At 67.6% G+C, this 25,745-nt stretch carries 21 protein-coding genes; 10 read left to right on the forward strand and 11 right to left on the reverse strand.

The genetic code is table 11. From position 1 onward, the window contains the following. Positions 1–2: 2 nt before the first annotated feature. Positions 3–818: a metal-dependent hydrolase gene (locus ACP3TD_RS07210; RefSeq protein WP_426766436.1), complete on the forward strand. Its 816-nt coding sequence runs from the start codon at positions 3–5 to the stop codon at positions 816–818. A gap of 72 nt (positions 819–890) precedes the next feature. On the opposite strand, the gene ACP3TD_RS07215 is transcribed toward ACP3TD_RS07210, so the two are convergent. The 6 genes from ACP3TD_RS07215 to nirB all read right to left on the reverse strand — a co-directional run bounded on the left by ACP3TD_RS07215 (position 891) and on the right by nirB (position 8,058). Further along, the gene (locus tag ACP3TD_RS07215; RefSeq protein WP_056081798.1) at positions 891–1,151 is read right to left on the reverse strand and encodes a hypothetical protein; all 261 of its coding nucleotides are present in this window, start codon (positions 1,149–1,151) and stop codon (positions 891–893) included. A 50-nt stretch (positions 1,152–1,201) separates the two neighbouring features. Then, the gene (deoC, locus tag ACP3TD_RS07220) at positions 1,202–1,918 is read right to left on the reverse strand and encodes a deoxyribose-phosphate aldolase (protein ID WP_426766438.1); all 717 of its coding nucleotides are present in this window, start codon (positions 1,916–1,918) and stop codon (positions 1,202–1,204) included. A 114-nt stretch (positions 1,919–2,032) separates the two neighbouring features. Further along, the gene (locus tag ACP3TD_RS07225; protein ID WP_426766440.1) at positions 2,033–2,947 is read right to left on the reverse strand and encodes an FAD-dependent oxidoreductase; all 915 of its coding nucleotides are present in this window, start codon (positions 2,945–2,947) and stop codon (positions 2,033–2,035) included. A gap of 247 nt (positions 2,948–3,194) precedes the next feature. Further along, complete coding sequence (locus ACP3TD_RS07230) at positions 3,195–4,358, reverse strand: uroporphyrinogen-III synthase (RefSeq protein ID WP_426766442.1); 1,164 nt, start codon at positions 4,356–4,358, stop codon at positions 3,195–3,197. 14 nt (positions 4,359–4,372) lie between these two features. Beyond that, positions 4,373–5,398, reverse strand: coding sequence for a uroporphyrinogen-III C-methyltransferase (cobA, locus tag ACP3TD_RS07235; protein WP_426766443.1), 1,026 nt, complete (start codon positions 5,396–5,398; stop codon positions 4,373–4,375). Between the two features lie 2 nt (positions 5,399–5,400). Beyond that, positions 5,401–8,058 carry a nitrite reductase large subunit NirB gene (gene nirB, locus ACP3TD_RS07240; RefSeq protein WP_426766445.1) on the reverse strand — a complete coding sequence of 886 codons (2,658 nt, stop codon included), beginning with the start codon at positions 8,056–8,058 and terminating at the stop codon, positions 5,401–5,403. A gap of 278 nt (positions 8,059–8,336) precedes the next feature. On the opposite strand from nirB, the gene nirD reads away from it, so the two are divergent. Next, positions 8,337–8,711 carry a nitrite reductase small subunit NirD gene (gene nirD, locus ACP3TD_RS07245; RefSeq protein ID WP_426766447.1) on the forward strand — a complete coding sequence of 125 codons (375 nt, stop codon included), beginning with the start codon at positions 8,337–8,339 and terminating at the stop codon, positions 8,709–8,711. A gap of 57 nt (positions 8,712–8,768) precedes the next feature. Here nirD and ACP3TD_RS07250 read toward each other — a convergent pair whose 3' ends face one another. Then, positions 8,769–10,520 carry a phospho-sugar mutase gene (locus tag ACP3TD_RS07250; RefSeq protein ID WP_426766449.1) on the reverse strand — a complete coding sequence of 584 codons (1,752 nt, stop codon included), beginning with the start codon at positions 10,518–10,520 and terminating at the stop codon, positions 8,769–8,771. Between the two features lie 67 nt (positions 10,521–10,587). Continuing rightward, the gene (locus ACP3TD_RS07255) at positions 10,588–11,406 is read right to left on the reverse strand and encodes a purine-nucleoside phosphorylase (RefSeq protein ID WP_426766451.1); all 819 of its coding nucleotides are present in this window, start codon (positions 11,404–11,406) and stop codon (positions 10,588–10,590) included. Positions 11,407–11,512: 106 nt separating this feature from the next. On the opposite strand from ACP3TD_RS07255, the gene ACP3TD_RS07260 reads away from it, so the two are divergent. The 6 genes from ACP3TD_RS07260 (at position 11,513) to ACP3TD_RS07285 (ending at position 16,460) form a co-directional block, all read left to right on the forward strand. Then, complete coding sequence (locus tag ACP3TD_RS07260) at positions 11,513–12,928, forward strand: NAD(P)H-quinone dehydrogenase (protein ID WP_015936523.1); 1,416 nt, start codon at positions 11,513–11,515, stop codon at positions 12,926–12,928. A 66-nt stretch (positions 12,929–12,994) separates the two neighbouring features. After that, positions 12,995–13,753 (forward strand): prolipoprotein diacylglyceryl transferase, encoded by a 759-nt coding sequence (locus tag ACP3TD_RS07265; RefSeq protein WP_426766454.1) that lies wholly within the window; start codon positions 12,995–12,997, stop codon positions 13,751–13,753. Continuing rightward, positions 13,750–14,100, forward strand: a complete 351-nt coding sequence (locus ACP3TD_RS07270; RefSeq protein WP_426766456.1) for a hypothetical protein — start codon at positions 13,750–13,752, stop codon at positions 14,098–14,100. Before ACP3TD_RS07265 ends, ACP3TD_RS07270 begins: the two co-directional genes overlap by 4 nt. A 1-nt stretch (position 14,101) precedes the next feature. Then, positions 14,102–14,464 (forward strand): hypothetical protein, encoded by a 363-nt coding sequence (locus ACP3TD_RS07275; protein WP_426766458.1) that lies wholly within the window; start codon positions 14,102–14,104, stop codon positions 14,462–14,464. A gap of 16 nt (positions 14,465–14,480) precedes the next feature. Further along, positions 14,481–16,067: a radical SAM protein gene (locus ACP3TD_RS07280; protein ID WP_426766460.1), complete on the forward strand. Its 1,587-nt coding sequence runs from the start codon at positions 14,481–14,483 to the stop codon at positions 16,065–16,067. 9 nt (positions 16,068–16,076) lie between these two features. After that, on the forward strand, positions 16,077–16,460 hold the full coding sequence (locus tag ACP3TD_RS07285) for a hypothetical protein (RefSeq protein WP_426766462.1): 384 nt from the start codon (positions 16,077–16,079) through the stop codon (positions 16,458–16,460). Positions 16,461–16,660: 200 nt separating this feature from the next. On the opposite strand, the gene ACP3TD_RS07290 is transcribed toward ACP3TD_RS07285, so the two are convergent. Genes ACP3TD_RS07290 through ACP3TD_RS07300 form a run of 3 tightly spaced genes read right to left on the reverse strand, consistent with a single transcriptional unit; the run spans position 16,661 to position 21,914 of the window. Then, positions 16,661–18,223 carry an FAD-dependent oxidoreductase gene (locus ACP3TD_RS07290; RefSeq protein ID WP_426766464.1) on the reverse strand — a complete coding sequence of 521 codons (1,563 nt, stop codon included), beginning with the start codon at positions 18,221–18,223 and terminating at the stop codon, positions 16,661–16,663. Then, positions 18,220–20,436 (reverse strand): molybdopterin oxidoreductase family protein, encoded by a 2,217-nt coding sequence (locus tag ACP3TD_RS07295; protein ID WP_426766465.1) that lies wholly within the window; start codon positions 20,434–20,436, stop codon positions 18,220–18,222. The genes ACP3TD_RS07290 and ACP3TD_RS07295 overlap by 4 nt, the downstream gene beginning before the upstream one ends. Before the next feature lie 2 nt (positions 20,437–20,438). Continuing rightward, positions 20,439–21,914, reverse strand: a complete 1,476-nt coding sequence (locus tag ACP3TD_RS07300; protein WP_426766467.1) for an MFS transporter — start codon at positions 21,912–21,914, stop codon at positions 20,439–20,441. A 277-nt stretch (positions 21,915–22,191) separates the two neighbouring features. Between ACP3TD_RS07300 and ACP3TD_RS07305 the strand changes: the two genes are divergently transcribed. Both ACP3TD_RS07305 and ACP3TD_RS07310 read left to right on the forward strand, forming a co-directional pair. Then, positions 22,192–23,604 carry an MFS transporter gene (locus tag ACP3TD_RS07305; protein ID WP_426766469.1) on the forward strand — a complete coding sequence of 471 codons (1,413 nt, stop codon included), beginning with the start codon at positions 22,192–22,194 and terminating at the stop codon, positions 23,602–23,604. A 546-nt stretch (positions 23,605–24,150) separates the two neighbouring features. Beyond that, entirely contained in the window at positions 24,151–25,668 is a 1,518-nt protein-coding gene (locus tag ACP3TD_RS07310; protein ID WP_426767152.1) for an HNH endonuclease, read from the forward strand. The last annotated feature ends 77 nt before the right edge of the window (positions 25,669–25,745 follow it).

Here is a 25,745-nt window from a genome sequence, read left to right on the forward strand (position 1 = left end):
TGATGGGAGGTCACCACGCCGCATCGGGAGCCGCGGCGTGGGTAGCTGTTGCGTCCACCGGCCCGTACACGCTGGGCTGGTACCCGCTGGACCCCACGGGCATCCTCATCGGCGGCATGGCCACGGCCGGCACCGCGCTGGTCTGCGACTGGGACCACCGGTCCAGCACCGTGGCCCATTCGCTGCCACCGTTGTCCAACGCCATAGCAAGGGGCATCGAAACCGCCAGCGGCGGCCACCGCCAGGGCACCCACTCGGTCCTGGGCGCCGCCGGGTTCGTGCTCCTCGCCGGTGTGGCCGCGCAAGTGCAGATGGAAACCCCGTGGGGGCTGCTGTCCGTGGGCGCAGGGCTGCTGTGCATGTTCCTGATCAACATCGCTGCCAAGGCCCTGAAGCTGTTTCCGAAGAGCGGGTTCATCTCCAACTGGATCTTCGCCCTGGTGATGGCCGGGCTGGTCACGGTGTACGCGCCGCACCAGTGGACCTGGCTGCCCATGTCGATGCTCATCGGTGTGGTGGTCCATATCGTGGGAGACCTCATCACCACCGGGGGAGTGCCGCTGCTGTGGCCCCTGGTGATCCGGCCGCCGAAACTCTTGCGGAAGGTGCCGCTGCTGCGGAACGTCTGGCGGCCCAACGGGGCGCTGTCACTGCCCCTGCTGGGCCGGGCGGGGTCCAAGCGCGAATGGCTGGTGCTGATCCCCGTCAGCGCCTACGCCATGGTGGGGCTGACGGTGGCGGGCTGGGCCATTGCCCGGAACCAGTGGCCGCGGGTGGTGGCAGCTGCCACCGCCTGGATTGCCCCCTGGTTCGCCTGAGGGCAGGCGCACGGGCCTGGAACAGCAAAAGACCCCCGGACGGCGTCCGGGGGTCTTTGTGCGTGTGCAGGCTTAGTGTTCGCCGGCGGAATCCGAGCGGCCGAGGATGGTCTGCGGAATCCAGAAGGCCAGGGCGAACAGGCCCAGGCAAACGGCCATCGGCCACGGGTTGCCAAGCGTCAGGAAGGACAGCGAGTAGACGGCGCCGAGGAAGAGGGCCATCATGATCACGAACACGACGATGGTGCCGGCGAGCTTGTTTTCATTCTGGGGAGTGCGGACAGTGCCCGTGTTCGCTGTGCCCTCGTTGGACGCGTTGATCTTGCTGGACATTCGTTCCTCCTCGGCCCCGCGGGGCTTGATTGTGGCGCGTCCGGCGGCCGTCAGTACGCGGACGAACCCTGTTCGCCCTTGACGATGGCAATTCCGGAGCTGGCGCCAATACGTGTTGCACCTGCAGCAATCATAGCCTGAGCGTCTGCCAGCGACCGCACGCCGCCCGAGGCCTTGACGCCCAGTTCGGGCCCCACGGTCCTGCGCATGAGTGCCACGTCTTCGGCCGTGGCGCCCCCTCCGTTGAAACCGGTGGAGGTCTTGACGAAATCGGCTCCGGCCGCCACAGCTGCCTCGCAGGCGAGGACTTTCTGGTTGTCGGACAGGAGGGAGGTCTCGATGATCACCTTCAGGATGGCGCCGCTGGCGTGCACTGCCTCCGCTACCGAGGCGATATCCTCGGTCAGGGCGCCCTTGTCCTCTGCGCGGGCGGCCGCGATGTTGATCACCATATCCACTTCGTCGGCCCCGTCCAGCACCGCGCCGCGGGCTTCGAAGGTCTTCACATCGGTGGGGGTTGCCCCCAGCGGAAAGCCCACCACGGAGCAGGTCAGGACGCCGGAGCCCTTTAGCGCCTTCTTGACGGTCTTGACCCAGACCGGGTTGACGCAGACGGACTTGAAACCGTATTCGGCGGCTTCGGCGCAGACCTTGAGGACGTCAGCCTCTGAGGCTTCGGGCTTCAGCAGCGTGTGGTCGATGTAGGAAGCAATATTCCCGGCCGCAGCGGCAGCGGGTTGAACGGAAGGGGTGGCTTCGTTGCTCATGATGGTCCTCTCGGGGCCTCGCCCGGGCGTCGTGGGCCCGGCGCGTCCTTGACTCGCGTTTCGGGAACCATCTTGTCACAGGTGCCCACACTGCAACCCGCGCTGCGCCAGGCGTCAGGCGGCTGCCTGGAGGGACCGTGCCGGCGACGGCACCGCAGCTGCTGCTTCCCTTGATGCCTCGGGCAGGTGCGCGGCTGCCGAAGCCGCCGTGAGCAGCTGCGTGGCGCAGGCCCCCGCAGCGGAAGCCGCCGCCACCAGCAAACCCAGCCGTACGCCGTCGAACGCTGCCGCGTCCCCGATGGCCCAGATACCGGGAACCGAAGTCCGGAAGTCCTGGCTGATGACGATGCCTCCGGTGGCGGCCGTCCGCAGACCCGCGCTGGCGGCAAGGCCGTCGCAGGACACGCGGTCCTCGGCAAGGACCACCAGGTCCCCGGACATGCTGCTGCCGTCCTCGAAAACCACGGCCGAGGCGGCCAGGCCAAAGGTTGAGGTTCCGGGCACGACGGCGGCCGGCCGGGCGGTGGTGCGGACCGGACGGACGCCCTTGGCGCGCAGCACGGCCTCAGCCTGGCCTGCGGCCGCCCCGGTGCCCACCAGGATCCCGAGCGGACGGCGCCCCAGTTCCCGGGTGACTTCCTGCACCCGGTCCGCAATGCGGGCGGCGTCGTCGATGGTGGAGTAGCTCAGGCACTGTGCGGCGCCCTCGACGGGCGCGGCCACGGGGGCCGAACCGGTGGCGATGACCAGTTGGTCGTAGGCGAACTCCATGCCGTCAGCCGTGGCCACGGTGCGGTTATCGGCATCGATGTGGCTGGCTGGCTGGCCGAAGCGGACTGACACCTGCGGCAGCAGGGCAAGTTCCAGCAGGTCCTCGGGGGCGTCGTCGCGGTTGCTCAGGACGGTGATGCTGCCAGCGAAGCGGCCCTGGTCCAGCTGCCGGACCAGGGCGCGGGCAGCTGGCCCTGCTCCGGCGATGACGATGCGGGTGGCGGCGGAGGTGGACGTGGTGGGTGCCGGAGCGGACATGTGCTGGCCCTTTCGCTGGCGGCCGGGAAACGGCCGGAAGTTCATGATGGAACCCAGCGTAGGCGTGCGGCTTTTCCGGCGTGTTTCCCGCCAGTTGCCGTTCAGCACCCCGGTGTTCGCCAGTATTTACCGGCCGGTAACAGAACCGGTGACCTGCATCTCATTGCGCCCGACTTGGACACATTCGGCCGGCCCGCGCCGTTACCCGCCGCCATCGCCTGGAGGCCCTCGCCGCCGGCCGTAACGGCTAGACCCGGATCCGGTAGCCCCGCTTGACCACGGTTTCGATGAGCTTGCCGTCGGGCAGCGAGGACCGGAGCCGGCTGACGGTCATGTCCAGTGCGTGCACCGAACCGCGCAGTTCCAGCAGGTCGGACAACGCCTCGCGGGAGAGGACCGCCCCGCCGGCGCCGAGCAGGGCGCGGAGCAGCAGCAGGGGAGCGGGAGCGAGCTCCACCGCCTGGCCGTCGATGCGGAGGCTGCGGCCGCGGAGCTCTATGTTCCCGGACCGGGTGTCCAGCCGACGCACATGGTTCAACGCCAGGTGCTCGACGACAAGCCGGATCAGCGCGCCCATCCGGAATCGCTCCGGGATCAGCGGCTTAACCCCGGCGTCCAGCAGCGGCTGGGCGGTGACAGGGCCCACCACGGCGGTGGTCACGTTGGTCTTCAGGCTTTCGATCAGCTGCTTGTAGACGCCCATTTCGTGGGCGGTGCTCCACATGGCGTCGACGGCGGGTGCACTGGTGAAGGTGAGGACGTCGAGGTTTCCGCTGCAGGCGGCCTCGATCAGGCGGGGGAGCCGGTCAGCACCGTCCGGCTTGACCCAGCGGTACGGGGTGACGGTCAGGACGGTGGCACCGGACATGCGCAGCCGTTCCAGCTGGCGGACGTCCGTGTAGCCGTGCAGCTGGACCGCGACGGTCTTGCCGCGCACTCCCTCCGCCAGCAGCATGTCCACCAGCGTTGCGGTGGTTTCGTCGCTGCTGATTCCGACGTCGGCGAGGCCGGCCGCGCGGACCGCGCCACGGGCCTTGGGGCCGCGGACGAACATCCGGCAGGCGCCCAGGGTTTCGAGCAGCTGGTCGCCGATGCCGAACGTGTCCGCCGCTTCGCACCAGCGGCGCATGCCGTAGGCGGTGGTGGCGATGCACAGGTCCGGTTTGGCCGCGATGATGGTGCGGGTGTCCTCGATGAGGCGGAGGTCCTCCTGGACCGGAGCGATCTTGAGGGCCGGGGCATGGATCACCTCGGCGCCGCGGCGCTCAAGGGCGTCGATCAGGTCCTGGGAGCGCCGGTGCGAGGTCACACCGATGCGGAAGCCCTCCAGCGGTGATTCGGCCGCCTGGGCCTCCGCGGCGGCGGCCGCCCCGGTGGCGTCTGCCGTTTCGGCCGGTGCAAGTGCATTCATGGGGGTCAATCCTTTCACGAACCGAGCAGCGAGGCCGCCAGCCGGTCCAGGTCGGCTGCGGCTTCAGCGTGCCCACGGTTGGCTTCCGCCACCCGCACCACCTCGCCGATCACCAGGACGGCGGGGTTGCTGCAGCCTGCAGCAGCCGAGGCGATGGTGCCGAGGTCTGCGATGGTGGTGCGCTGGCCGGGACGGTAACCCCGTTCCACCACTGCCATGGGCATATCGGCCCGCATGCCTGCCCGGCGGAGTCCTGCAGCCAGGTGGTGCAGCGTTCCGATGCCCATCAGCACCACGATGGTGCCGCCCAGGCCGGCAAGGTGATGATGCTCCTTTTCGGTGAGCGGAGCGTGCCCGGACACCACCGTGAACATGTGGCTCACGTTGCGGTGCGTGACGGGTATCCCCGCCGCGGCAGGCACGGAGATGGCGCTGGTGACACCGGACACCACCTGGACCTTAACCCCGGCAGCCACGCAGGCGGCCACTTCCTCGCCGCCGCGGCCGAACACGTAGGGATCTCCACCCTTGAGGCGGACCACGTTATTGCCGGCCAGGGCGCTGTCCACCATGAGCTTTTCGATATCGGACTGGCCTACCTTGTGGTGCCCGGGCTTCTTTCCCACATCCACCAGCTCGGCGCTGGTCAGGGCAGGCAGGTCCTGGCAGGGTGCCAGCCGGTCGTAGAACACCACGTCCGCGTCGCGCAGCGCCTTGACGGCGGCAACGGTCAGGAGCTCGGTGGTGCCGGGTCCGCCGCCCACCAGGGTCACATGCCCGGCGGCGCCTGCTGCAGGTTCCGTGGCGACCGGGACGCCGGCAGCCCGGTATTGCTGGAGCAGCGGCTCCCAGCCCGGCTGCCCGTCGTCGACCGCGGCCACCATGAACGGCTTCTCCGGGAGCGCGGCGGTGCGTTGCGGGCCGGCGAGGCGGCGGACGACGGCGCCCGCGGCTTCGTAGCGCCGTACGGCCTGCCGCGCGGCGGTGTCTGTTCCGGTCACCAGGACCTCGCGGCCCGTGAGGTCGATGCTGAGCTGCATGGTTATGCCTCGTTTCCAACGGGTGCGGGCGTGCCGGGACGGACCGCGATGGAGGCTCCGAGGAGGACGGGCTGCTGGGCAGCGGCTGCCTTCTCTTCGGCCGTTGCGGGGCGCATCTGGCCACGCTCATCCGGGACGAAGGCAATGGAGTCGTCCTTCTGGTCCGGTGCGTTGACGAAGGAGCGGAACCGGCGCAGGCGCTCCGGGTCCTTCAGGGTGTCGGCCCACTCGTCGATGTAGGTGTCGACGTGCTTGGCCATCGCCGCTTCAAGGTCCTCGGCGATGCCCAGGGTGTCCTTGACCACCACGTCCTCGACGTGCTTGATGCCGCCGTCGAGTTCCTCCTGCCAGCGCGCGGTGCGCTGCAGGCGGTCGGCGGTGCGGATGTAGTACATGAAGTAGCGGTCGATGTACTTGACCAGGGTTTCGTCGTCGAGGTCCTTGGCCAGCAGCTGGGCGTGCGCCGGGGTGGCACCGCCGTTGCCGCCGACGTAGAGGTTCCAGCCGTCCGCCGTCGCGATGACGCCCACGTCCTTGCCGCGGGCCTCGGCGCATTCGCGGGCGCAGCCGGAGACGCCCATCTTGAGCTTGTGCGGGCTGCGGAGGCCGCGGTACCGCAGCTCCAGCTGGATGGCCATGGCCACGGAGTCCTGGACGCCGAAGCGGCACCAGGTGGAACCGACGCAGGACTTCACCGTGCGAAGGCTCTTGCCGTACGCCTGACCGGATTCGAAGCCGGCGTCCACCAGTTCCTTCCAGATTTCCGGCAGCTCCTCCAGCCGGGCACCGAACATGTCGATCCGCTGGCCGCCGGTGATCTTGGTGTACAGGTTGTACTTTTCCGCCACGGCGGCGATCACGCCAAGCTTCTTGGGGGTGATTTCACCGCCGGCGATGCGGGGTACCACCGAGTAGGTGCCGTCCTTCTGCATGTTGGCCAGGGCGCGGTCGTTGGTGTCCTGCAGGGTGCCGCGGCCGGCGTCGAGGACGTAGGCGCTGTTCTGGCTGGCGAGGATGTTGGCGATGGTGGGCTTGCAGATGTCGCAGCCGTCGCCGGTGCCGTACTTGGCCATGATCTCTTCGAAGGAGGTCAGTTCCAGGACACGGATGGTCTCGAAGAGTTCCTGGCGGGACAGTTCGATGTGCTCGCAGAGGGCCTTGGAGACCTCGACGCCGGACTTGGTCAGCTCGGTTTCCAGCAGCTTCTTCAGCATCGGGACGCAGGAACCACATTGGGTGCCGGCCCGGGTGCAGCCCTTGAGCTCGCCGAGTTCCTGGACGGGTGCGTTGCCCTCGCAGGCGCCGCAGCCGTTGATGGTGTCCCGGATGGTCCCGGCCGTGACGTTGTTGCAGGAGCACAGGGTGGCGTCGTCCGGAAGTTCGGTTTCCGGGGCATCACCGCCGCCGGCTGCGCTGAGGAACGCGCCCGGCTCGGCGGGGAGTTCGCGGCCCAGGAGGGGGCGCAGGCTCATGTACGGTGAGGCGTCGCCGACGAAGATGCCGCCCAGCAGGGTCTTGGCGTCATCGGTGGTGACGATCTTCTGGTAGACGCCGCGGGCGGGGTCGGCGTAGACGATTTCCAGGGCGTGCTCGGTCTTCGCGAAGGCGTCGCCGAAGCTGGCCACATCAACCCCGGAGAGCTTGAGCTTGGTGGCGGTGTCGAAACCGGGGAAGGTGGCGTCGCCGCCGTGCAGCCTGTCCGCCACGATCTCGGCCATCGTGTTGGCCGGGGCCACCAGGCCCAGGCACATGCCCCCGTAGTTGGCTACTTCGCCGATGGCCCAGATGCCCGGGATTTCGGTAGCGCAGTAGTCGTTGATGACCACGCCCCCGCGGGGGCCCAGGCTAAAGACCTGTTCTTCTCCCTCGGCGGCGCGGAAGAGTTCGTCCCGGGGACGGACGCCGACGGCGACAATCACCAGGTCTGCCGGGATGATCCGGTCGTCCGCCATGAGCACCCCGGTGACCTGGCCGTCGTCGTCGGCCAGGATTTGGGAAGGGAACACGCCACCATGGACTTCGAAGCCCTTCGCTTCGATGAGGCGGCCCAGGGCCTGGCCTGCGCCCTCGTCCAGCTGGGTGTTCATCAGCCAGGGAGCGCCGTTGATGACGACCGGGGTGGCGCCAAGCTGCTCGGTGCCCGCCGCCGATTCAAGGCCCAGGAGGCCGCCGCCGATGGTGACGGCGTTGACCTTCCGGCCCAGCCTGGCGGTGAGTTCGGCGAGGGCCTGGTTAATGGCCCACACGTCCTCAAGGGTGCGGTACACGTGGGCGTGTTCGGCACCGGGAATGGGCAGGCGCACGGCGTCCGAACCCGTTGCCACCACCAGCTCGTCATATTCGTAGGCGTTCCCGGCCGCAGTCTGCACAGTTTTTGCGCCTGCTTCGATTTTCACCACGCGCTCGCCGGTCCTCAGGTCCAGGGAACCGTGGTCCCACATCGACGCGGCACCCAGCGTCAGGTCGACCCCGCCGTCGGTGAGGGCCTTGGACAGTGCCACCCGGTCGTAGGGGAGGTGGGCTTCCTCGGTGAGGACAGTGACATGCCAGCCGTCGAGGCCGCGGGCATGCATGGCGTCCGCAAAACGGTGGGCCGCGGGGCCGCCGCCGGCGACGACGATGCGGCGCGGAGTCTCGGTGCTAGGAGTCTGTTCGGTCACTGTGGGCCTTTCGCATGGGCCGCAGACGGTGCTCTGCGGCTTTCTCTGTCGAGCAGTCCACCCAGACTAGGGAGGGGCAGTTTCGCTTCAGTTTCCCAATTGTTTCGTCAACTTAACTTCTGCATCACGAGGGCATTTCCGCCCGGGTTAGGTCTCTTTTACGCCCCGGACATATTTGGCGCATGCCGCGGAAACACCCGGCGCCTAGCGTGGAACACGGCCGCTCAGGCTGCCAACAAGAGACATCAGGACAAGCAGCGCAGGGAGAGGAGCCGGACATGACGGCAACACTGGAACTCGGGACACTCGACGCCGAAGCAGCGGAAACCGCGGCAGGTTGGCACCGTGTCTGCCGCCTGGAGGACCTCGAACCCGCATGGGGAGAGGCAGCCCTGGTGGGCGGCCGGCAGGTGGCGCTTTTCCGCACGCTTGCTGGCGGCGTTTTTGCCGTGGCCCAGCAGGACCCGGCAACCGGCTCGTACGTGATGGCCCGCGGCATCCTCGGTTCCAAGGGCTCCCGCCCCACCATCGCTTCGCCGCTGCACAAAGAGGTCTACGACCTCGAAACGGGCGAATGCTTCAGTGCTCCGGGCCTGCGGATCGAAGCCTTCGGCACCCGCGTCAGCGACGGCTTCGTCGAAGTGGAGCTGTGACCCGGCCGGACACATATAACAACCACAAGGGGCGCCCCGGGGCGCCCCTTCAGTGCGTTAAAGCCCCAGGGCCTCGCTGATGTCGCGGAGGACCTCGTCAAGCGCCGCCCGTGCTGCCTGCCGGGCGTCGGGCAGTTCCGCGGCGGATCCCACCTGGTGGATCACCTCGAGGTAGCACTTGAGCTTGGGCTCCGTGCCGCTGGGCCTGATGATGACGCGGGTGAGGTTGCGTGTCACGTACAGCAGGCCGTCGGTGGGCGGCAGCTGGTCGGAACCGACTGAGAGGTCGGTGGAGACCTCGACTGCCGATGAGCCAAAGGATTCCGGCGGGGAAACCCGGAGCCGGTTCATCATGGCATCCAGCAGGCCAAGGTCCGCCACCCTGATGCTCAGCTGGTCACTGGCGTGCAGGCCGTGCTGCAGGTAGAGCTCATCGAGGGTGTCGAAGATGGTCTTGCCGTCGGCCTTGGCGGTGGCGGCCAGTTCGGCGATGAGGACGGCTGCGGAAATGCCGTCCTTGTCCTTGACCAGGTCCGGCGCCACGCAATAGCCCAGCGCCTCCTCGTACCCGTAGACCAGGCCGGGTACGCGGGAAATCCATTTGAAGCCCGTCAGGGTTTCCTCGTGGGCGAATCCTGCCGCCGCGGCGATGCGGGAGAGCAGCCGCGAGGACACAATCGAGTTGGCGAACACCCCCGGGCTTTCCCCCTCAGGGGTTTCCACGCCCGCGGCAGCATGCCGTGCGGCGACGTGCGCGCCCAGGAGGGCGCCCACCTCATCGCCGCGGAGCATCCGCCAGGCGCCGGTGTCCGGGTCCTTGGCGGCCACCGCGGCACGGTCGGCATCCGGGTCGTTGGCCAGGACGATGTCCGCGTCGAGGCGGTCTGCCGTTTCCAGGGCCAGGTCCAGCGCGCCGGGTTCCTCCGGGTTGGGGAAACTCACGGTGGGGAAGTCCGGGTCCGGTTCGGCCTGCTCCTTGACCAGGGTGACATCCCCGAAACCTGCGGCGTTCAGCACCGCGAGTGCAGTCTCCCCGCCGACGCCGTGCATGGGAGTCAGCACGATCCGCAGGTCCCGGGCCGGGAAAAGGTCCGGGAGGGCGAGTCCCGCCGTGTCGGACTGGTACCCGGCCGCGAGCGATCCATCCAGCACTGTCCAGCCGTCCGCGGCCAGCTTGATGGTGTCCAGAGCGCCCACCGCGCTGATGCGGGCAGCGATTTCGGCGTCGTACGGGGCCACGATCTGGGCACCGTTGCCGTTTTCGGCCACGGCGTGGCGTCCCAGGTACACCTTGTAGCCGTTGTCCTGGGGTGGGTTGTGGCTTGCCGTGACCATCACGCCGCCGTCGCATGCCAGGGCGCGGACGGCATAGGCGAGCAGGGGAGTAGGCAGCGCCGCCGGCATCAGGAAGGTTTCGATTCCTGCCGCGGTAAAGATAGCCGCAGTTTCCGCTGCGAACACATCCGAGTTATGGCGGGCGTCATAGCCGACGACGGCGCGTGGCCGGGTTCCCGGGGATGCCGTCGCCACGGCGTCGGCAAGGAAGTCCGCGAGGCCGGCGGCCGCACGGCGCACCACCACGCGGTTCATCCGGTTGGGCCCGGGACCGAGGGCGGCACGGAGCCCGGCGGTGCCGAACTGCAGGGTGCCGCGGAAGCTGTCCTGGAGTTCCTGCCGGGCCGCGGGGTCTCCGTCTGCCGATGCCCGGATGAGTTCCAGGAGCTCGGCCGACGTTGCCGGATCCGGGTCTTGGGCTGCCCACTCGCGGGCATCGTTGAGCAGGCGAACATCGGCATCGGAGGACGTCATGGGCATAACGCTATCGTCATTGGCGCTGCCCGTGCGGCACCGAAGCCTCAGTGCCGCGCCCCACGGATCAGAGTTTGGCGATGATTCCGGCAAGCAGGGCCGAAATCCTCGGACCCGCTGCCTGGCCGGATTCCAGCACCTCCTGGTGGCTGAGCGGCTGGGGGCTGATCCCTGCTGCCAGGTTGGTGACGAGCGAAATGCCGAACACTTCCATGCCGGCGTGCCGCCCGGCGATGGCCTCCAGCGCGGTGGACATGCCGATCAGGTCGGCGCCGATGCGCTTGGCGTACTGGACTTCTGCCGGAGTCTCGTAGTGCGGGCCGGGGAACTGTGCGTAGACGCCTTCGTCGAGGCTGGAATCCACCTCGCGGGCCAGCCCGCGGATCCGTGCGGAGTAAAGATCTGTCAGGTCTACGAACGTGGCGCCTTCCAGCGGCGAAGCGGCGGTGAGGTTGATGTGATCCTTGATGAGTACGGGGGTGCCCGGCGCCCAGTCCTCGTTGAGGCCGCCGCAGCCGTTGGTGAGGACCAGGGTGCTGCAGCCGGCGGCGGCCGCGGTGCGGATTCCGTGGACTACGGCGCGGACGCCCTTGCCTTCGTAGTAGTGGGTCCGGGCACCGAGGACCAGTGCACGCTTGCCTTCGGTGGTCAGGATCGACCGGATGGTTCCCACGTGCCCTTCGACGGCGGGTGCATGGAAACCGGGCACCTCTTCGGCTGACAGGGTGGCAGTGGTTTCGCCAATCAGGTCAGCGGCCCCGCCCCAGCCGGAGCCAAGCACCAGGGCGACGTCGTGGGTGTCCACCCCGGTTTCCTCGGCAATGTAGTCGGCAGCAGCGCGGGCGGCGGCGAAGGGGTCAGTGTTCAGGAAGTCAGTTGTACTCACTGGTACAAGGTATCCTGCCGGTTCCGCTCCGCCCACCCCTTGGCCCGCACCCTTGAGAGACCGGTTTCTTTGGTGGTCAGGCGAGGATGCGGGAGAATAATCGTTTGTGACTACGCACCCAGATTTCAGTTCACCCCGGATCGCGATCCTGGGAGGTGGTCCAGGCGGATACGAAGCCGCGATGGTGGCCGCCTCGCTGGGGGCGCAGGTCACCATTATCGAGCGCGCAGGCCTGGGCGGATCCGCGGTCCTCACCGACGTCGTCCCCTCCAAGACCCTCATCGCCACGGCGGACCTGATGACCCGCGTTGCCGAAGCCGGCGAGCTGGGCGTTAAGTTCGACGTCGACGGCGGCGACTTCGTCCCCGTGATGCGGGCCGACCTCAAGCACATCAATGACCGCCTGCTCAACCTGGCCCGCAGCCAGTCCAAGGACATCCACGATGCCCTGGCCAGCCAGAACGTCCGGATTCTCGCCGGCTCCGGCCGGCTCCTGGACAACCACACCATCGAGGTCCTGACCGCGGAGGGCACCGAAACCATCGAGGCGGACACCATCCTGTTGGCCGTCGGCGCCCACCCGCGCGAACTGGCCACCGCCCGTCCCGACGGCGAACGCATCCTCAACTGGACACAGCTGTACAACCTCGATGAACTGCCCGAGGAACTGATCGTGGTGGGCTCCGGCGTCACCGGCGCCGAGTTCGCCTCCGCCTACAACGGCCTGGGCTCCAAGGTGACGCTGGTATCCAGCCGTGACAGGGTGCTCCCGGGCTCGGACGTTGACGCCGCCGTGGTCCTGGAGGAAGTGTTCGAACGCCGCGGTGTCCGCGTGCTGTCCCGCTCACGCGCCGAATCGGTGGAGCGGACCGACGACGGCGTGGTGGTCACGCTCAGCGACGGCACCAAGGTCACCGGCAGCCACTGCCTCCTGTGCCTGGGGTCCATCCCCAACACCGACGGCATCGGACTCGAGGAAGCCGGCGTAGCCGTCAGCGAAAGCGGCCACATCAAGGTGGACGGCGTTTCACGCACCAGCGCCCCGAACGTCTACGCCGCCGGTGACTGCACCGGCGTCCTGCCGCTTGCCTCCGTGGCCGCCATGCAGGGCCGGATCGCCGTGGCCCACTTCATGGGCGACGGCGTGACTCCGCTGAAGCTGCACCAGGTGGCCTCCAACATCTTCACCTCACCGGAAATCGCCAACGTGGGTGTCTCGGAAGCCGACATCGACTCCGGAAAGTACCAGGGCGACGTCGTGAAGCTCTCAATGCGCAGCAACGCCCGCGCCAAGATGCGCAGCGCCCGTGACGGCTTCGTGAAGATTTTTGCCCGGAAGGGATCCGGGACTGTGATTGGCGGCGTGGTGGTTGGTCCGAACGCGTCGGAGCTGATCTTCCCCATCGCCATCGCCGTGAAGCAGAAGCTCCACGTTGACGACGTCGCCAGCACCTTCACGGTGTACCCGTCGCTGACCGGCTCCATTTCCGAAGCCGCCCGGCGCCTGCACGTCCACATGTAGGGCACCCGCCCATGTAAGGGCCGAAGGGCCCGCATTCCACGGGCAACCCGTTGTTACACTCTGCTCATGATCGGGCTTCCCTTCGCGGGAAACGGGCTGGTACATGCCGGCTTCGTCGGGCTGGGAATCCTCGCAGCCCTGCTGTTCTACGCGTACGAGAAGCGTCGCCGCGGGCTCAGCGATCCCCGGTTGTGGCCTGTTGCAGGTTTTGCCGTTGCGTTCGGAGCCATCGGTTCCAGGGTGCTCACTTGGGACATCTCGCGCCAAGTTTCACTGGCTGACTGGTGGGGCAATGGCGACCGCAGCATCCTGGCCGGCCTGGTAGGAGCCTGGTTCGGCGTCCTCCTGGCCAAACGATTGACCGGTTACCGGCAGCCGACGGGTGACCTGCTGGCCCCGGCAGTAGCCCTGGCGCTCATCCTTGGGCGTACCGGCTGCCTTCTAACAGAGCTCCCCGGAACGCCGACCGGGGGAGCCTGGGGAGTCATCCTCACTCCTGCGCAGGCCGCGCTGACCGGCGCTCAGGTCGGGGTGGGACTTCATCCCTCGTTCGCCTACGAGATTGTCTTCCACGTTGCGGCCTTTGCCCTTATGTGGCGCTACCGGGACCGCCTGCCCCATCCCGGCGATCTCTTTATCTGCTTCGTCAGCGCCTATGCCCTCTTCAGGTTCCTCGTCGAATTCGTCCGGGGCAACGAGGTGCTCTGGCTGGGGATGAGCAGGCCCCAATGGTTCCTGTTGGCAGTGTTGCCCCTCCTGGTGTTGCGGGTCCGGCGTGTCTTCGGCCCACTCCTCCGCCGCGAGATGGAAGGAACCGCAGCATGAGTGACAACACGTCCGACGCCCCGCCGCCACCGCCGAACCAGGACGACCCGGCGCCGCAAGCCCCGAAATCCGGATCAATGAGTTTGGGGGCTTTTTTCGGTGCCCTGGCCCTGTACGCCGTTTACGTCCTGGGAACAATGGCACAGGGGCCTTATGCCTGGTCGGCCACCTTCCTCTCCATCCCGGCCCCGTTCATCCCCATCGCCCTGTACCTGGCGGTGGCGATCGTGCTGGCAGTGCGTCGCCGGACGTCGCGCTTGGGGACAGGGCTGCTGATCGGCCTGGGTGCCTTCCTGTTGCTGGGTGGCGGACTCTGCGTTACGTTCCTTGCCCAGGTCCGGGCCTGACATGAACGACGACCAGCCGGTTCCGCCGCCAAGGGAGCAAGGGCGTGGTCAGAAGCGGGAAAACCGGGGTGGTCATCTGGGGTCCGGAACGTTGTTCGGCGCTCTGGCCCTGTACATCCTCTACCTTTGGGCAACAATCGGCATCGGAGCGCCGAACACCGGACCACCGAATGCATGGGCAAACAGCATCTTCGCCGGCTCGGCCGCCTTCGTACCGATCGCCGTCTATCTGGGGCTGGCCATGGTTCTTGCCGTTAATCCCCGCACTTCACGCACCGGAGCGGGCTTACTGATTGGGCTCGGCATTTTCACGTTGCTCGGCGGGGGACTTTGCGTGGGTGCCCTTACACAGGTCGAAATTTGAAGAAGGGTGCCGAATCATGAGGACTCAACAGTTGCCAGGGCCAGGCCAGCCGCTGCGCGGTGACAGGATCCACCGTTATGTGACCGCTTTCTGCCCCCAATGCCACGGAACCGACGCGCCACTCAGCGAGGTCCGGCGGCTGTCCGGGGCGTTGCTTGTCCGTGAAGGTCGTGTGTGGCTCGAACGCGGCTGCCCGGACCATGGCCTGGTCCGCACCCTGTACGACGAGTCGGCGGAAATCCTGCGCTACCTGGAGAAGTGGCAGGCGCCCACGAAGCAGCACATCCCTGACCAGACCGACAATTTCCGCGCTGTCCCTGAGGCCTATGCCTTCGGGCTTCCGGCCATGCAGACTCAGCACACCTGTATCCTCCTGCAGGACATCATCGAGCACTGCAACCTGCGCTGTCCCACCTGTTTTACGGCGTCGGGCCCGCAACTGCAGGGAGTCGCGCCGCTTCAGGAGGTGCTCGACAGTGTGGACACCCGCTTGGCCCGGGAGAACAACCGGCTGGATGTGCTGATGCTCTCCGGCGGTGAACCTACGCTGTACCCCTATCTGGCCGAACTGCTGGACGAACTCGTTTCCCGGCCGATCGTCCGGATCATGGTGAACAGCAACGGCATGCTGATTGCCGCCGATGACGACCTCCTCGGCCTGCTGGCAGGGCACCGGGACAGGGTGGAGGTGTACCTCCAGTACGACGGTCCGTCCAGGGAATCGTCGATTTACCACCGCGGCGGGGATCTGACCCGCTACAAGGACGCGGCAATCTCCCGCTTGTCGGAAGCGGGCATCTTTACCACGCTGACCATGACGGCATCCCTTGGGGTCAACGATGGTGAAGTGGGTGCCGTAGTGACGCGTGCCCTGGAGACTCCCTTTATTGGCGGGGTGGCGCTGCAGCCCGTCTTCGGTTCAGGACGCGGACACGGCATCGATCCCTTGGACCGGCTCACCCACACAGGCGTCCTGGAGAGGTTGGCTGAGCAGACCAACGGCGTAGTGTCCTGGCACGACCTCACGGCACTGCCCTGCTCCCACCCGCACTGCGCCTCGGTGGGCTACATGCTGAAGGACGACGCGGGAGTCTGGAGGTCCCTGACATCATTGATCGGGCACGATCAGCTGTTGACGTGGCTGGAGCTCAACCCGGACAGCCTTGCGAACCGGATCGCTGACAGCTCCATCCCGCTGGAGCTGCGGAACCTGATGAAAACCTCGCTGCTGGACCTGCTGAGCGAGCAGGCGTCGCTGTCCCACCCACGCACCATGGACCTCTGGAAGAACATCTGCTCCCAGTGCGATTTGGGCATCGGCACGCTGACCACCCTGGCGGCAGGCAAGCTCCCTGGCCAGCAACAACGCCTGCGCAGGCTCCTCGCGGAACGGGTCACCCGGATCATGGTCAAGCCTTTCATGGACATCTCCACGATGATCGAGGAGCGGCTGACCCAATGCTGCGTCCACGTGGGAACCAAGAGCGACGCCGGCGCCCACCAGTGTGCTCCGTTCTGCGCAGTGCAGGCATGGCCTTCGCTGGCGAGGCAGCGCATGAGTACCGCCACCGGTGTCCGGCTGCTCCCGATGCGTCAGGTTTAGGGAGGAATGATGGACCCAGCGTCGCATGCCAGGCGGATCGCCGCCGGGCCGCTGCCCTCACAGCTGCTGGGCGGGAGGCACGGCACCACTCCTGAAGCACCCTCGGCCCCACCGGGTTCCGGCCCTGGCAGCACCGAAGAAGCGCCTTTTGACCCCTTGCGCCTGTGCATCTTCGCCACAATTGCCCTGCTGGGGTGGCTCGCGGGTCCCCTGGCGCTGTCCGTCTTTGCAGCCATAGGACTCATTGGATACTGGAAAGCGCGTCGACGCGGCCTCAAGAAGTCCAAGTGCTACCTGCGCGATACGCGGCTGGTGCTGGCTTATCTGGCTGTCCTCCTGGCTTCCGCCTTCTACGGAATCTACCTGCTGGCGGGACGTATGTTCGGGGTGTGAAGAGGCGCCCTGCGGCCGGGCGTCCTGAAGGCTGGACCGCCGCGCGGGCAGCTGCATAAACTGAAGGACCAGTTCGTGGACTTCCAGCCGGGTCCGGACCTGACGGAGTATGCCGAGGCCGTGGACAACGGGGAGCTTGACCAGGCAGGTACGTCCTGGAAAAGCGGCTGCCGGCCCTGCCGATCCTGTGCAGGCCCCGGTCAGGCTGCCGGTACCGCCTGGAAGTGCCGTTCGATGAGGCCCCTGATGGCCTCGTGGCAGCCGCCGCAGCCGGTCCCGGCGCGGGTTGCCTTGGACACCTCGGCCACCGTGGCGCAGCCTTCCTCCACGGCGCCCTGGATCACCGCTCCGCTGACCCCGGCGCAGCGGCACACGGTTCCGGCAGGATCCGCTGAGCCGCTGACCGGCAGCTGGTCCGGACCGTCCAGCCGCAGCAGCAGCGACCGGTCGGCCGGCAGTTCCGCGTTCCGTTCGAAGAGCCCCACGAGCTCTGCCGCGGTGCGGGGCATGCCCACCGCGACGAGTCCCTCCAGCACGCCGCCGCGCGTGGTCATCTTGACGTAGCGGCCGTGCTCGGGATCCGCCCACTGGGCGATCTGCAGGCGGGGCCGGCCGTTGACGGCACCGGCGGTGAGCGCTTCCTCGTCCCAGGGGTCGGCGCCGTTGTCCCCGGCGACGGCCATGTTCAGGCCGCGCGCCTTAAGGACGATGATGCCCGGCTGTTCGGCCGGCAGTTCCGGCAGGAGTTCGGCGTCCTCGATCAGGCCCGCTGCCAGGAGCGTCAGGTATTCGGCCAGCCACTCGGCCTGGCGCCAGCCCGGGCCCACCAGCCCTGACGGACCAGAAGCGGTGCGGCATGCGGCGCAGCCGGGGTCCGGGCAGCGCACCTCGGCGCAGTCGCCGATCGCGAAGACGTGCGGTTCGTGGTGGGCCCGCAACCGGTGGTCCACCAGGATGCCCGCGGCCGTGGAGAGGCCGCATCCCTCTGCCAGCTCGGTGCGGGGACGCACGCCGCACGAGATGACCAGGAGGTCGCCGTCGATCGCGGAACCGTCATCAAGCAGCAAAGCCGAAAAACCGCCGTCGGGAGCGTTGTGTTCCACACCGGTGGAGCGCGCGTTGCCGGCCATCCGCACGCCGCATCGCCGCAGGCCCGCCGCCAGGACAGCGCCGCCGCCCTGGTCGATGGTGCGGCCCAGCGGGTGCGGTCCGTTGTGCACCACGGTCACGGTGGCGCCTTCCTCAGCCGCTGCGAGCGCCGTTTCCAGGCCAAGGACGCCGCCTCCGAGGACTACAACGCGCTTGCCGCCGTCCACGGCCTGCCGCAGGACGCCGGCGTCCCGGAGGTCCCGGAGCGCGGTGACGCCGGCTGGCAGGACCGGTGAGGCGGGGTCCGGGTTGATTCCGGTGAGGTTGGGGATCACGGGCCGGGAACCGGTGGCGAACACCAGCCGGTCGTAGTGGACGGGGGTGCCGTCCGAGAGCAGGACCTGCTGTCGGGCGCGGTCCACCCGCCGGACGCGGGTGCCCAGCCGGACCTCCACACCGTCCGCAGCGAGGGCGCCGGCGTCCGAGAGGGCCAGGGCCTCGGCGGTGGTGCGGCCAACCCCGAGGTCGGCCACCAGGACGCGGTTGTAGGCAGCTTCGGTCTCTTCGCCCACCACTGTCAGTGCTACCTGGCCTGCGCGTACGGCGGGCAGCAGCTCATCAACCAGCCGGGCGGCCACCGGCCCGAATCCCACAATGACTATCTGTTCGCTCATGAGGCCTCCATCGTCTGAAGCACTTTGCTCGCTACGGGTGCGGCCACCGGCCGGACCCACACCTTGTTGAATTTGAATTCGGGCATCCCGGAGATGGGGTCGGTGGCCGCCTCGGTGAGGCGGTTGGCACTTTCCAGTTCGGGGAAATGGAACGGCAGGAAGACCGTCTCGCTGCGGATGGCGGTGCTGAGTTCGGCCCGGCACACCACCTCGCCGCGTTCATTGGCCACTGACACGAATGATCCTTCGGTGACGCCCATCGCGGCTGCCGCGGCCGGGTGGATTTGCATTCTGGCCTCAGGCTGGGCGGCAAGGAGCGCGGCGACCCGCCGCGTCTGGGCGCCGGACTGGTAGTGCTCCAGGAGGCGGCCGGTGATGAGGGTGAAGGGCTTGGTATCGGCCGCGTCTTCACTTTCTGCCAAGGGGTTTTCGGCAGGCGCACGACGGCGGCGCGGCAGCACCGGGGTCATCACGGCTTTGCCGTCGGCGTGGGCGAAGCTCTTTTGGAAGAGCTTGGGGGTTCCGGTGCTGCCGGCGGGGTAGGGCCAGTAGGCGGCTTCCCCGCGGTCCAGCATGGCGTAGTCAATGCCGGAGTAGTCGGCCAGCCCGCCGGCGGATGCCAGGCGCAGTTCCTCGAAGACGGTTTCGGGGTCCTCGCTGTAAGTGGACGGTGCTTCGAGCCGTTCGGCGAGCCGGGCCATGATCCACAGCTCGCTGCGGGCCCCGGCAGGCGGTGTGAGGGCCCGGCGGCGGCGGAGGACGCGGCCTTCGAGGTTGGTCAGGGTGCCTTCCTCTTCCGCCCACTGAAGGACAGGGAGAACCAGGTCTGCCATGGCTGCCGTCTCGGACATGAAGAAGTCGCAGACCATCAGGAAGTCCAGGCTGCGGAGTCCCTCGATGACGGCGTTGGCGTCCGGCGAGGCGACCGCAATGTTGGAGGCGTGGACGAAAAGGCAACGGACGCCGTCGTTCTTTCCCAGCGACTTCAGCAGCTGGACTGCCGGAAGGCCCGGACCGGGGATGAGCTCCTCGGGAACGCCCCAGACGCCGGCCACGTGGGCGCGGGCGGCGGGGTCGGTGATCTTGCGGTAGCCGGGCAGCTGGTCGGCTTTCTGCCCGTGCTCCCGGCCGCCCTGGCCGTTGCCCTGGCCGGTCAGGGTGCCGTAGCCGCTGCGGGCCGAACCCGGCAGGCCGAGCAGGAGGCTGAGGTTGATGGCGGCGGTGGCGGTGTCGGTTCCGTCCACGTGCTGCTCCACGCCGCGGCCGGTGAGGATGTAGCTGCCGCCCTTGCTGGCCCCGGCGGCAAGCCTGCGGGCTGTTTCCCGGATGAGGTCGGCCGGCACGCCGGTGAGGGACTGGACCCGTTCTGGCCAGAAGGACGCGACGCTGCGGGCTACGGCGCTGTAGCCCGAGGTGCGCTCACTGACATAGGCGGTGTCCGCCAGGTTTTCGTGGATGACCACGTGGGAGAGGCCCAGCAGCAGGGTGAGGTCCGTGCCCGGAAGGGGCTGGAGGTGGAGGCCGCCGCCGTCGGCCGTGAAATCTGCTGTGGCGGAACGGCGCGGATCCACCACGATCAGGCCGCCGGCGTCGCGGGCGCCCTTGAGGTGCTGGACGAAGGGCGGCATGGTTTCGGCCACGTTGGAGCCCAGCATCAGGATGGTGCTGGCCGTGTCCAGCGCTTCGAGCGGGAAGGGCAGGCCGCGGTCCACGCCGAAGGCGTGCATCCCTGCCGCAGCCGCGGAGGACATGCAGAAGCGGCCGTTGTAGTCGATCCGCGAGGTGCCCAGGGCCAGCCTGGCGAACTTACCCAGCTGGTACGCCTTCTCGTTGGTGAGGCCGCCGCCGCCAAAGACGCCGACGGCGTCTGCACCGTAGCGGGCGCGGGCGTCCTTCACCGCTGCTGCGGCGAGGTCCAGGGCCTGGTCCCAGGAGATGGGCCGGTGCACGCCGTCCGTTCCCTTGAGCAGGGGCTCGGTGATGCGTCCGGGGTGGTTGAGGAGATTGGCGGAGGTCCAGCCCTTGCGGCACAGGCCGCCACGGTTGGTGGGGAAGTGGCGCCCCTGGACCTCGAGCGGTGCAGCGGGTGCCGTGGTGAGGGCCACGGGGACCGGCCCCGGCTGTGCAGCCGGGGCCGGTCCTGTGGGGGACGTGAGCGTCATGGCGCACTGCAGGGCGCAGTAGGGGCAGTGCGTGTCGGCGCTTGTGGTCATGGTTAGACGTGTCCCATCGCGTTTCGGTTGGCGTTGCGGATGTAGCAGGCCCAGCAGACCACCAGCATCAGGGCGTAGGCCCCCACGAAGCCGTAGAAGGCCGGGGTGTAGGAGCCGCTGGCAGTGTTGGATGCGTTCAGTACCTGCGGGATGAGGAACCCGCCGTAGGCGCCGATCGCGGAGATCAGGCCGAGGGCCGAGGAAGCCAGCCGCTGGGTGGCCACGGAGCTGGCTCCGCTGCGCGCTGCCCGGCTGTTGGTGGCGAAGATGACCGGGATCATCCGGTAGGTTGCGCCGTTGCCGAAGCCGCTGGCGGTGAAGAGCATGAGGAACAGGACCAGGAAGAGCCAGAAGTTCTTCAGCGGCAGCGTCCAGATCATGGTCAGGGTGATCACGGCCATGGAGGCGAAAGCTGAAACGGTCATCCGGGCGCCGCCCATGCGGTCCGCCATGCGCCCGCCGTAAGGCCGGGCGAGCGAGCCCACCAGCGGGCCCAGGAAGGCGAGCGAGAGGGCCACGGTTCCCACGCCGATGGTGGAGAACTCGGGGAAGTAGTCCTTGATCAGCTTGGGGAACACGCCGGCGAAGCCGATGAACGAGCCAAAGGTTCCGATGTAAAGGAACGCCATGACCCACAGGTGCGGTTCCTTCAGTGCGGCCACGGATCCGGCCACGTCGCCCTTGGCGCTGGTGAGGTTGTTCATGTACTTGTAGGCGCCGAAGGCGGCCAGCAGGATGAACGGGACCCACATCAGGCCGGCCATGGGCAGGTTGACGGTGCCGGCGGCCAGGAGGGTGATCACGATGGGGACGGCGAGCTGCGCGACGGCGGCACCGAGGTTTCCGCCTGCGGCGTTCAGGCCCAGGGCCCAGCCCTTCTCACGTGCCGGGTAGAAGAAGGTGATGTTGGCCATGGAGCTGGCGAAGTTGCCGCCGCCGAAGCCGGCCAGGGCTGCCACCAGGAGCATCACGCCGAACGGTGTCTCCGGGTTTGAGACGCACATCGCGAGCCCGATCGAGGGGATCAGGAGCAGCAGGGCCGAGACGATGGTCCAGTTCCGGCCGCCGAAGCGGGGAACCATGAAGGTGTAGGGAATGCGAAGGGTTGCGCCCACCAGGCTGGGCATCGAGATCAGCCAGAAAATCTCGGATGTGGTGAAGGTGAAGCCTGCTGCCGGGAGCTGGACCACCACGATGGACCACAGCTGCCAGACGACGAAGCCGAGGAACTCGGCGAAGATGGACCAGTTCAGGTTGCGGCGGGCGATGGAGCGGCCGGCGGTTTCCCACTGTTCCTTGTTCTCGGCGTCCCAGTTGGCGATCCAACGGCCGGGGCGGAATTCGAGGGCGGGAGCGGTTGCGGTGCGGGTAGTGCCGGGCTGTGCGCTGGCGGATGCTGCGGCTGATTCCGGGGACGGGGCGTCGTCCAGATCAACGGAATTGCCGGTGCCGGCATCTGCGGTGCGGTCAACAGTCACGGGTTACCTCCTTTGGGGGGATGTTGTTCCTCCAAGGTAGGGACGGCGCGTTTCACGGACCGACGCCGGATGTTAACGGGCTGTGACATTTGCCTATCTGTGCCCGCCGGACGCCGTTAGGATGCGAGGGTGCCCAAAAAGTGAGACGCACAGCACAGGTCCAAATACTGGACCTTTCGTCCATTGACTGGACCAGCGGAACTAATATTGAACTCTAACTATTTCGCGCCGGGGCAGCCCGCTGTATCCGGCCGGTTTCTCACGAAAGCGTTTACACATGTCTTCCACCGACACCTCCACGGTGCCCGGTTCACCCCAGCCGGTGAACTCCCGCGGCCGTGTGATCGTCGCCAGCCTGATCGGCACCACGGTCGAGTTCTATGATTTCTATGTCTACGCAACTGCGGCGGTCCTCGTCTTCCCGCAGCTGTTCTTCCCTGGCCAGAACGAGACAACCCAGCTCCTGAGCTCCTTCGCGGTTTTCGGTGTGGCCTTCGTCGCCCGCCCCCTGGGGTCCATCGTCTTCGGGCACTTCGGCGACAAGTTCGGCCGCAAGGGCACCCTGGTGGCCTCGCTGCTCACCATGGGCATCGCCACCTTCCTCATCGGCTGCCTGCCCACTGCGCTGGTACCGGGCTGGCAATTCTGGGCACCGGCACTGCTGGTAGTCATGCGCTTCGCCCAGGGCCTGGCCCTTGGCGGCGAATGGAGCGGGGCGGCCCTGCTGGCCACCGAGAACGCACCGGCCAACAAGCGCGCCATCTACGGCACGTTCCCGCAGCTTGGCGCTCCCATCGGCTTCATCATCGCCAACGTCATCTTCCTGGTAGCCAGCTACACGCTCTCACCCGCCGCCTTCCAGGCCTGGGGTTGGCGTGTTCCGTTCCTGCTCAGCGCAGTCATGGTGATCATCGGCCTCTACGTGCGGCTGAAGCTGATCGAAACCCCGGCGTTCACCAAGGTGATCGAGTCCAACGAGGTCGCCAAGCTGCCCCTGGGCCGCGTCTTCAAGACCAGCTGGCGCCAGCTGATCCTGGGTACCTTCATCATGCTCGCCACCTACGTGCTCTTCTACCTGATGACCACGTTCACCCTGACCTACGGCACCCGGGCCTCCAGCCTCGATGCGGCCAAGGCGGCCGCCGAGAAGGCCGGCAAACCGATGACCGAGGCCGCCGCAGCGGCGTTCGTTCCGGGCCTGGGCTACACCCGCAATGATTTCCTCTGGATGCTGATTGCCGGCGTCGTGTTCTTCGGCATCTTCACCCTGGTCTCCGGTCCTCTTGCTGAGAAGTACGGCCGCCGGAAGATGCTGATCGGCGTTACCGCGGGAATCTTCGCCTTCGGCCTGCTCTTCGTTCCGCTGTTTAGCGGCGGCTTTGTGGGCACCATGGCCCTGCTGATCCTGGGCTTCTCGCTCATGGGACTGACCTTCGGGCCGATGGGCGCGCTCCTGCCGGAGCTGTTCCCCACGAACGTCCGCTACACGGGATCGGCCATCAGCTACAACTTCTCCAGCATCCTGGGTGCGGCAGTTGCGCCGTTCATCGCCGTGGCGCTGTGGGAGCTGGCCGACGGCAGCCCGGTACTCGTGGGTGTCTACCTGACGTCCATGGCCGTGCTGACCCTCATCGCACTGTTCGTCAGCAAGGAAACCAGGGACCTCGACTACGAGAACAACGTAGCCTGACCCGTCAGCCTTGCAGGAATGCCCGGACAGCCCCTGGACTGTCCGGGCATTCTCTTTTGAATAGGGCATTTTCCATTGACGTATCGCCGCTCCTAGGTTGCTTTGCCTTTGGACGTGGACTGGGACTTGGAACGTTCGACGGCGGCGCCACGGTTGGTGGCGCCGTTTGCTGTTCGTTTGGGGTGCAGTCAGCAGTCCACCGGGGGAGTCCCATCCATGCTTCCGGGGTTTTCCACATAGGGCTTTGGGGGCGTGGGGAATGTCAGTGGGTGCTGGAAGACTTTGGTGATGGAGACGGTTGGGGTGGCGGCAGTGGAGGCGGGGCATGCAGCTGCCGTGCCACCTGCTGTCAAGGACACCTCCGCGCCCGGCTCTGTTGCCCTTATTCCGGCTGCTGCTGACGCACATCCGGCCGCCCCGGTTGCCCGAGTTGCTTCGCCCGCCGACGCCGCGCGGGCCACCGCACTCGGCTCGGCTGCTCACATTCCTTCTCCGGCCTCAGCTGGATCTGCCGTTCTCCAACGCGCTGCCGCCGGGCCGGCCATCATGCAGGCTTCGGCCGCTCCTGTTGCCTCGCACGCCGGCCCCAGCCCGGCCTCAGGCTATTCCGCGGGTGTTGGTGCCCCGGGCGTGGTTGAGGCGTTGAAGATCCTGGCGGTGGTGCCGGTTGCTGGTGATGGTGCGGGGATGATCGATCAGCTCCGGCAGCTTGAGGATTTGAAGGCTGTGGCGGCGGCGAGGCAGGCCGAGATCACTGTGGCTTTTGACCTGGCCCAGCGGCGGGAACAGGCTGCTGCCGGTGTCCCGGCCGACGAACAGGGTGCCGGGGTCGGGGCGCAGGTGGCGCTGGCGCGCCGGGAGTCCCCGTCCCGGGGTGGGCGGCTGCTGGGACTGGCGAAGACCCTGACCGGGATGCCCCGCACTTTCGCGGCGTTCCGGTCCGGGCGGTTGAGTGAGTGGCGCACCACCTTGGTCGTGAAGGAAACCATCTGCCTCTCACCCGAGGACCGGGCCGGGGTGGATGAGGAACTCGCCGCCGATACCGGCTCCTTTGATGGTGCCGGGGACCGGACCATCGTCTCCGCGGTCAGGGCCGCCGCGTACCGGCGGGATCCTGCGTCGGTGGCCAGGCGGGCCGCCAACGCGGTGGGTGGACGGACGGTCAGCCTGCGCCCGGCCCCGGACACGATGGCCCGCCTGACCGCGCTGCTTCCGGTCGCCCAGGGTGTAGCGGTCTACGCGGCCCTTACCAGGGAAGCCGGCACCCTCCGTTCCGCCGGGGACGGCCGGTCCACGGGCCAGGCCATGGCCGACACCCTCGTCGAACGGATCACCGGGGCCCCGGGCGGGATCAGCGGGGTCCAGGTCCAGCTCGTCATGACCGACCGGACCCTCCTCCAAGCCGACTCCGAACCCGCCCGGCTCACCGGTTACGGCATTGTCCCCGCCGCCTGGGCCCGCGAACTGGTCACCGGAGACCAGCCCAAGCCGGGGATGGCGGTCTGGGTGAGGCGGCTTTACACCGCCCCCGGCACCGGTGACCTTATCGGTTTGGACTCCAAAGCCCGGCTCTTCCCGGCAGGACTCAAACGCTTCCTCCAAACCCGCGACGATACCTGCCGCACCCCATACTGCGACGCACCCATCCGCCACCACGACCACATCATCCCCTGGCACCACGGCAGCAACACCACAACTGCCAACGGCCAAGGACTCTGCGAAGCCTGCAACCACACCAAAGAAAGCCCAGGCTGGTCAGCTGGAACAGCATCCAATCCCGGAGCACGCCACACCGTGAAGCTCCGAACCCCCACCGGACACACCTACCACTCCACCGCACCACCACTCCCCGGGACAGCCATCAGCCACACCAGCAGCCCGGGCAAACATGCGGGCACAGCCCGAGCCCCGGCGCGGGCACCCGGCAACCAACCGCCCCCACGACCATCCGTCCAACTCCTGGGCCGCGTCATCAAGCCGGCGTTCCCTGAGCCTTGGCGCGCTGATCCTCCAGGGCGCGAACAGGATGTCGCCAGAAGGGCCAGGTGGCAGCGGGAGGCTTGAACGAAGCGCATGATGGGGATGCGCTTGCCGGTGATCCGTCACTGCCCCTATGGTCGCTCTCGGAAGCTCGGAAGCTC

The sequence above is a fragment of the Pseudarthrobacter sp. 1G09 genome (assembly GCF_050038305.1).
Taxonomy (GTDB): Bacteria; Actinomycetota; Actinomycetes; order Actinomycetales; family Micrococcaceae; genus Arthrobacter; species Arthrobacter equi.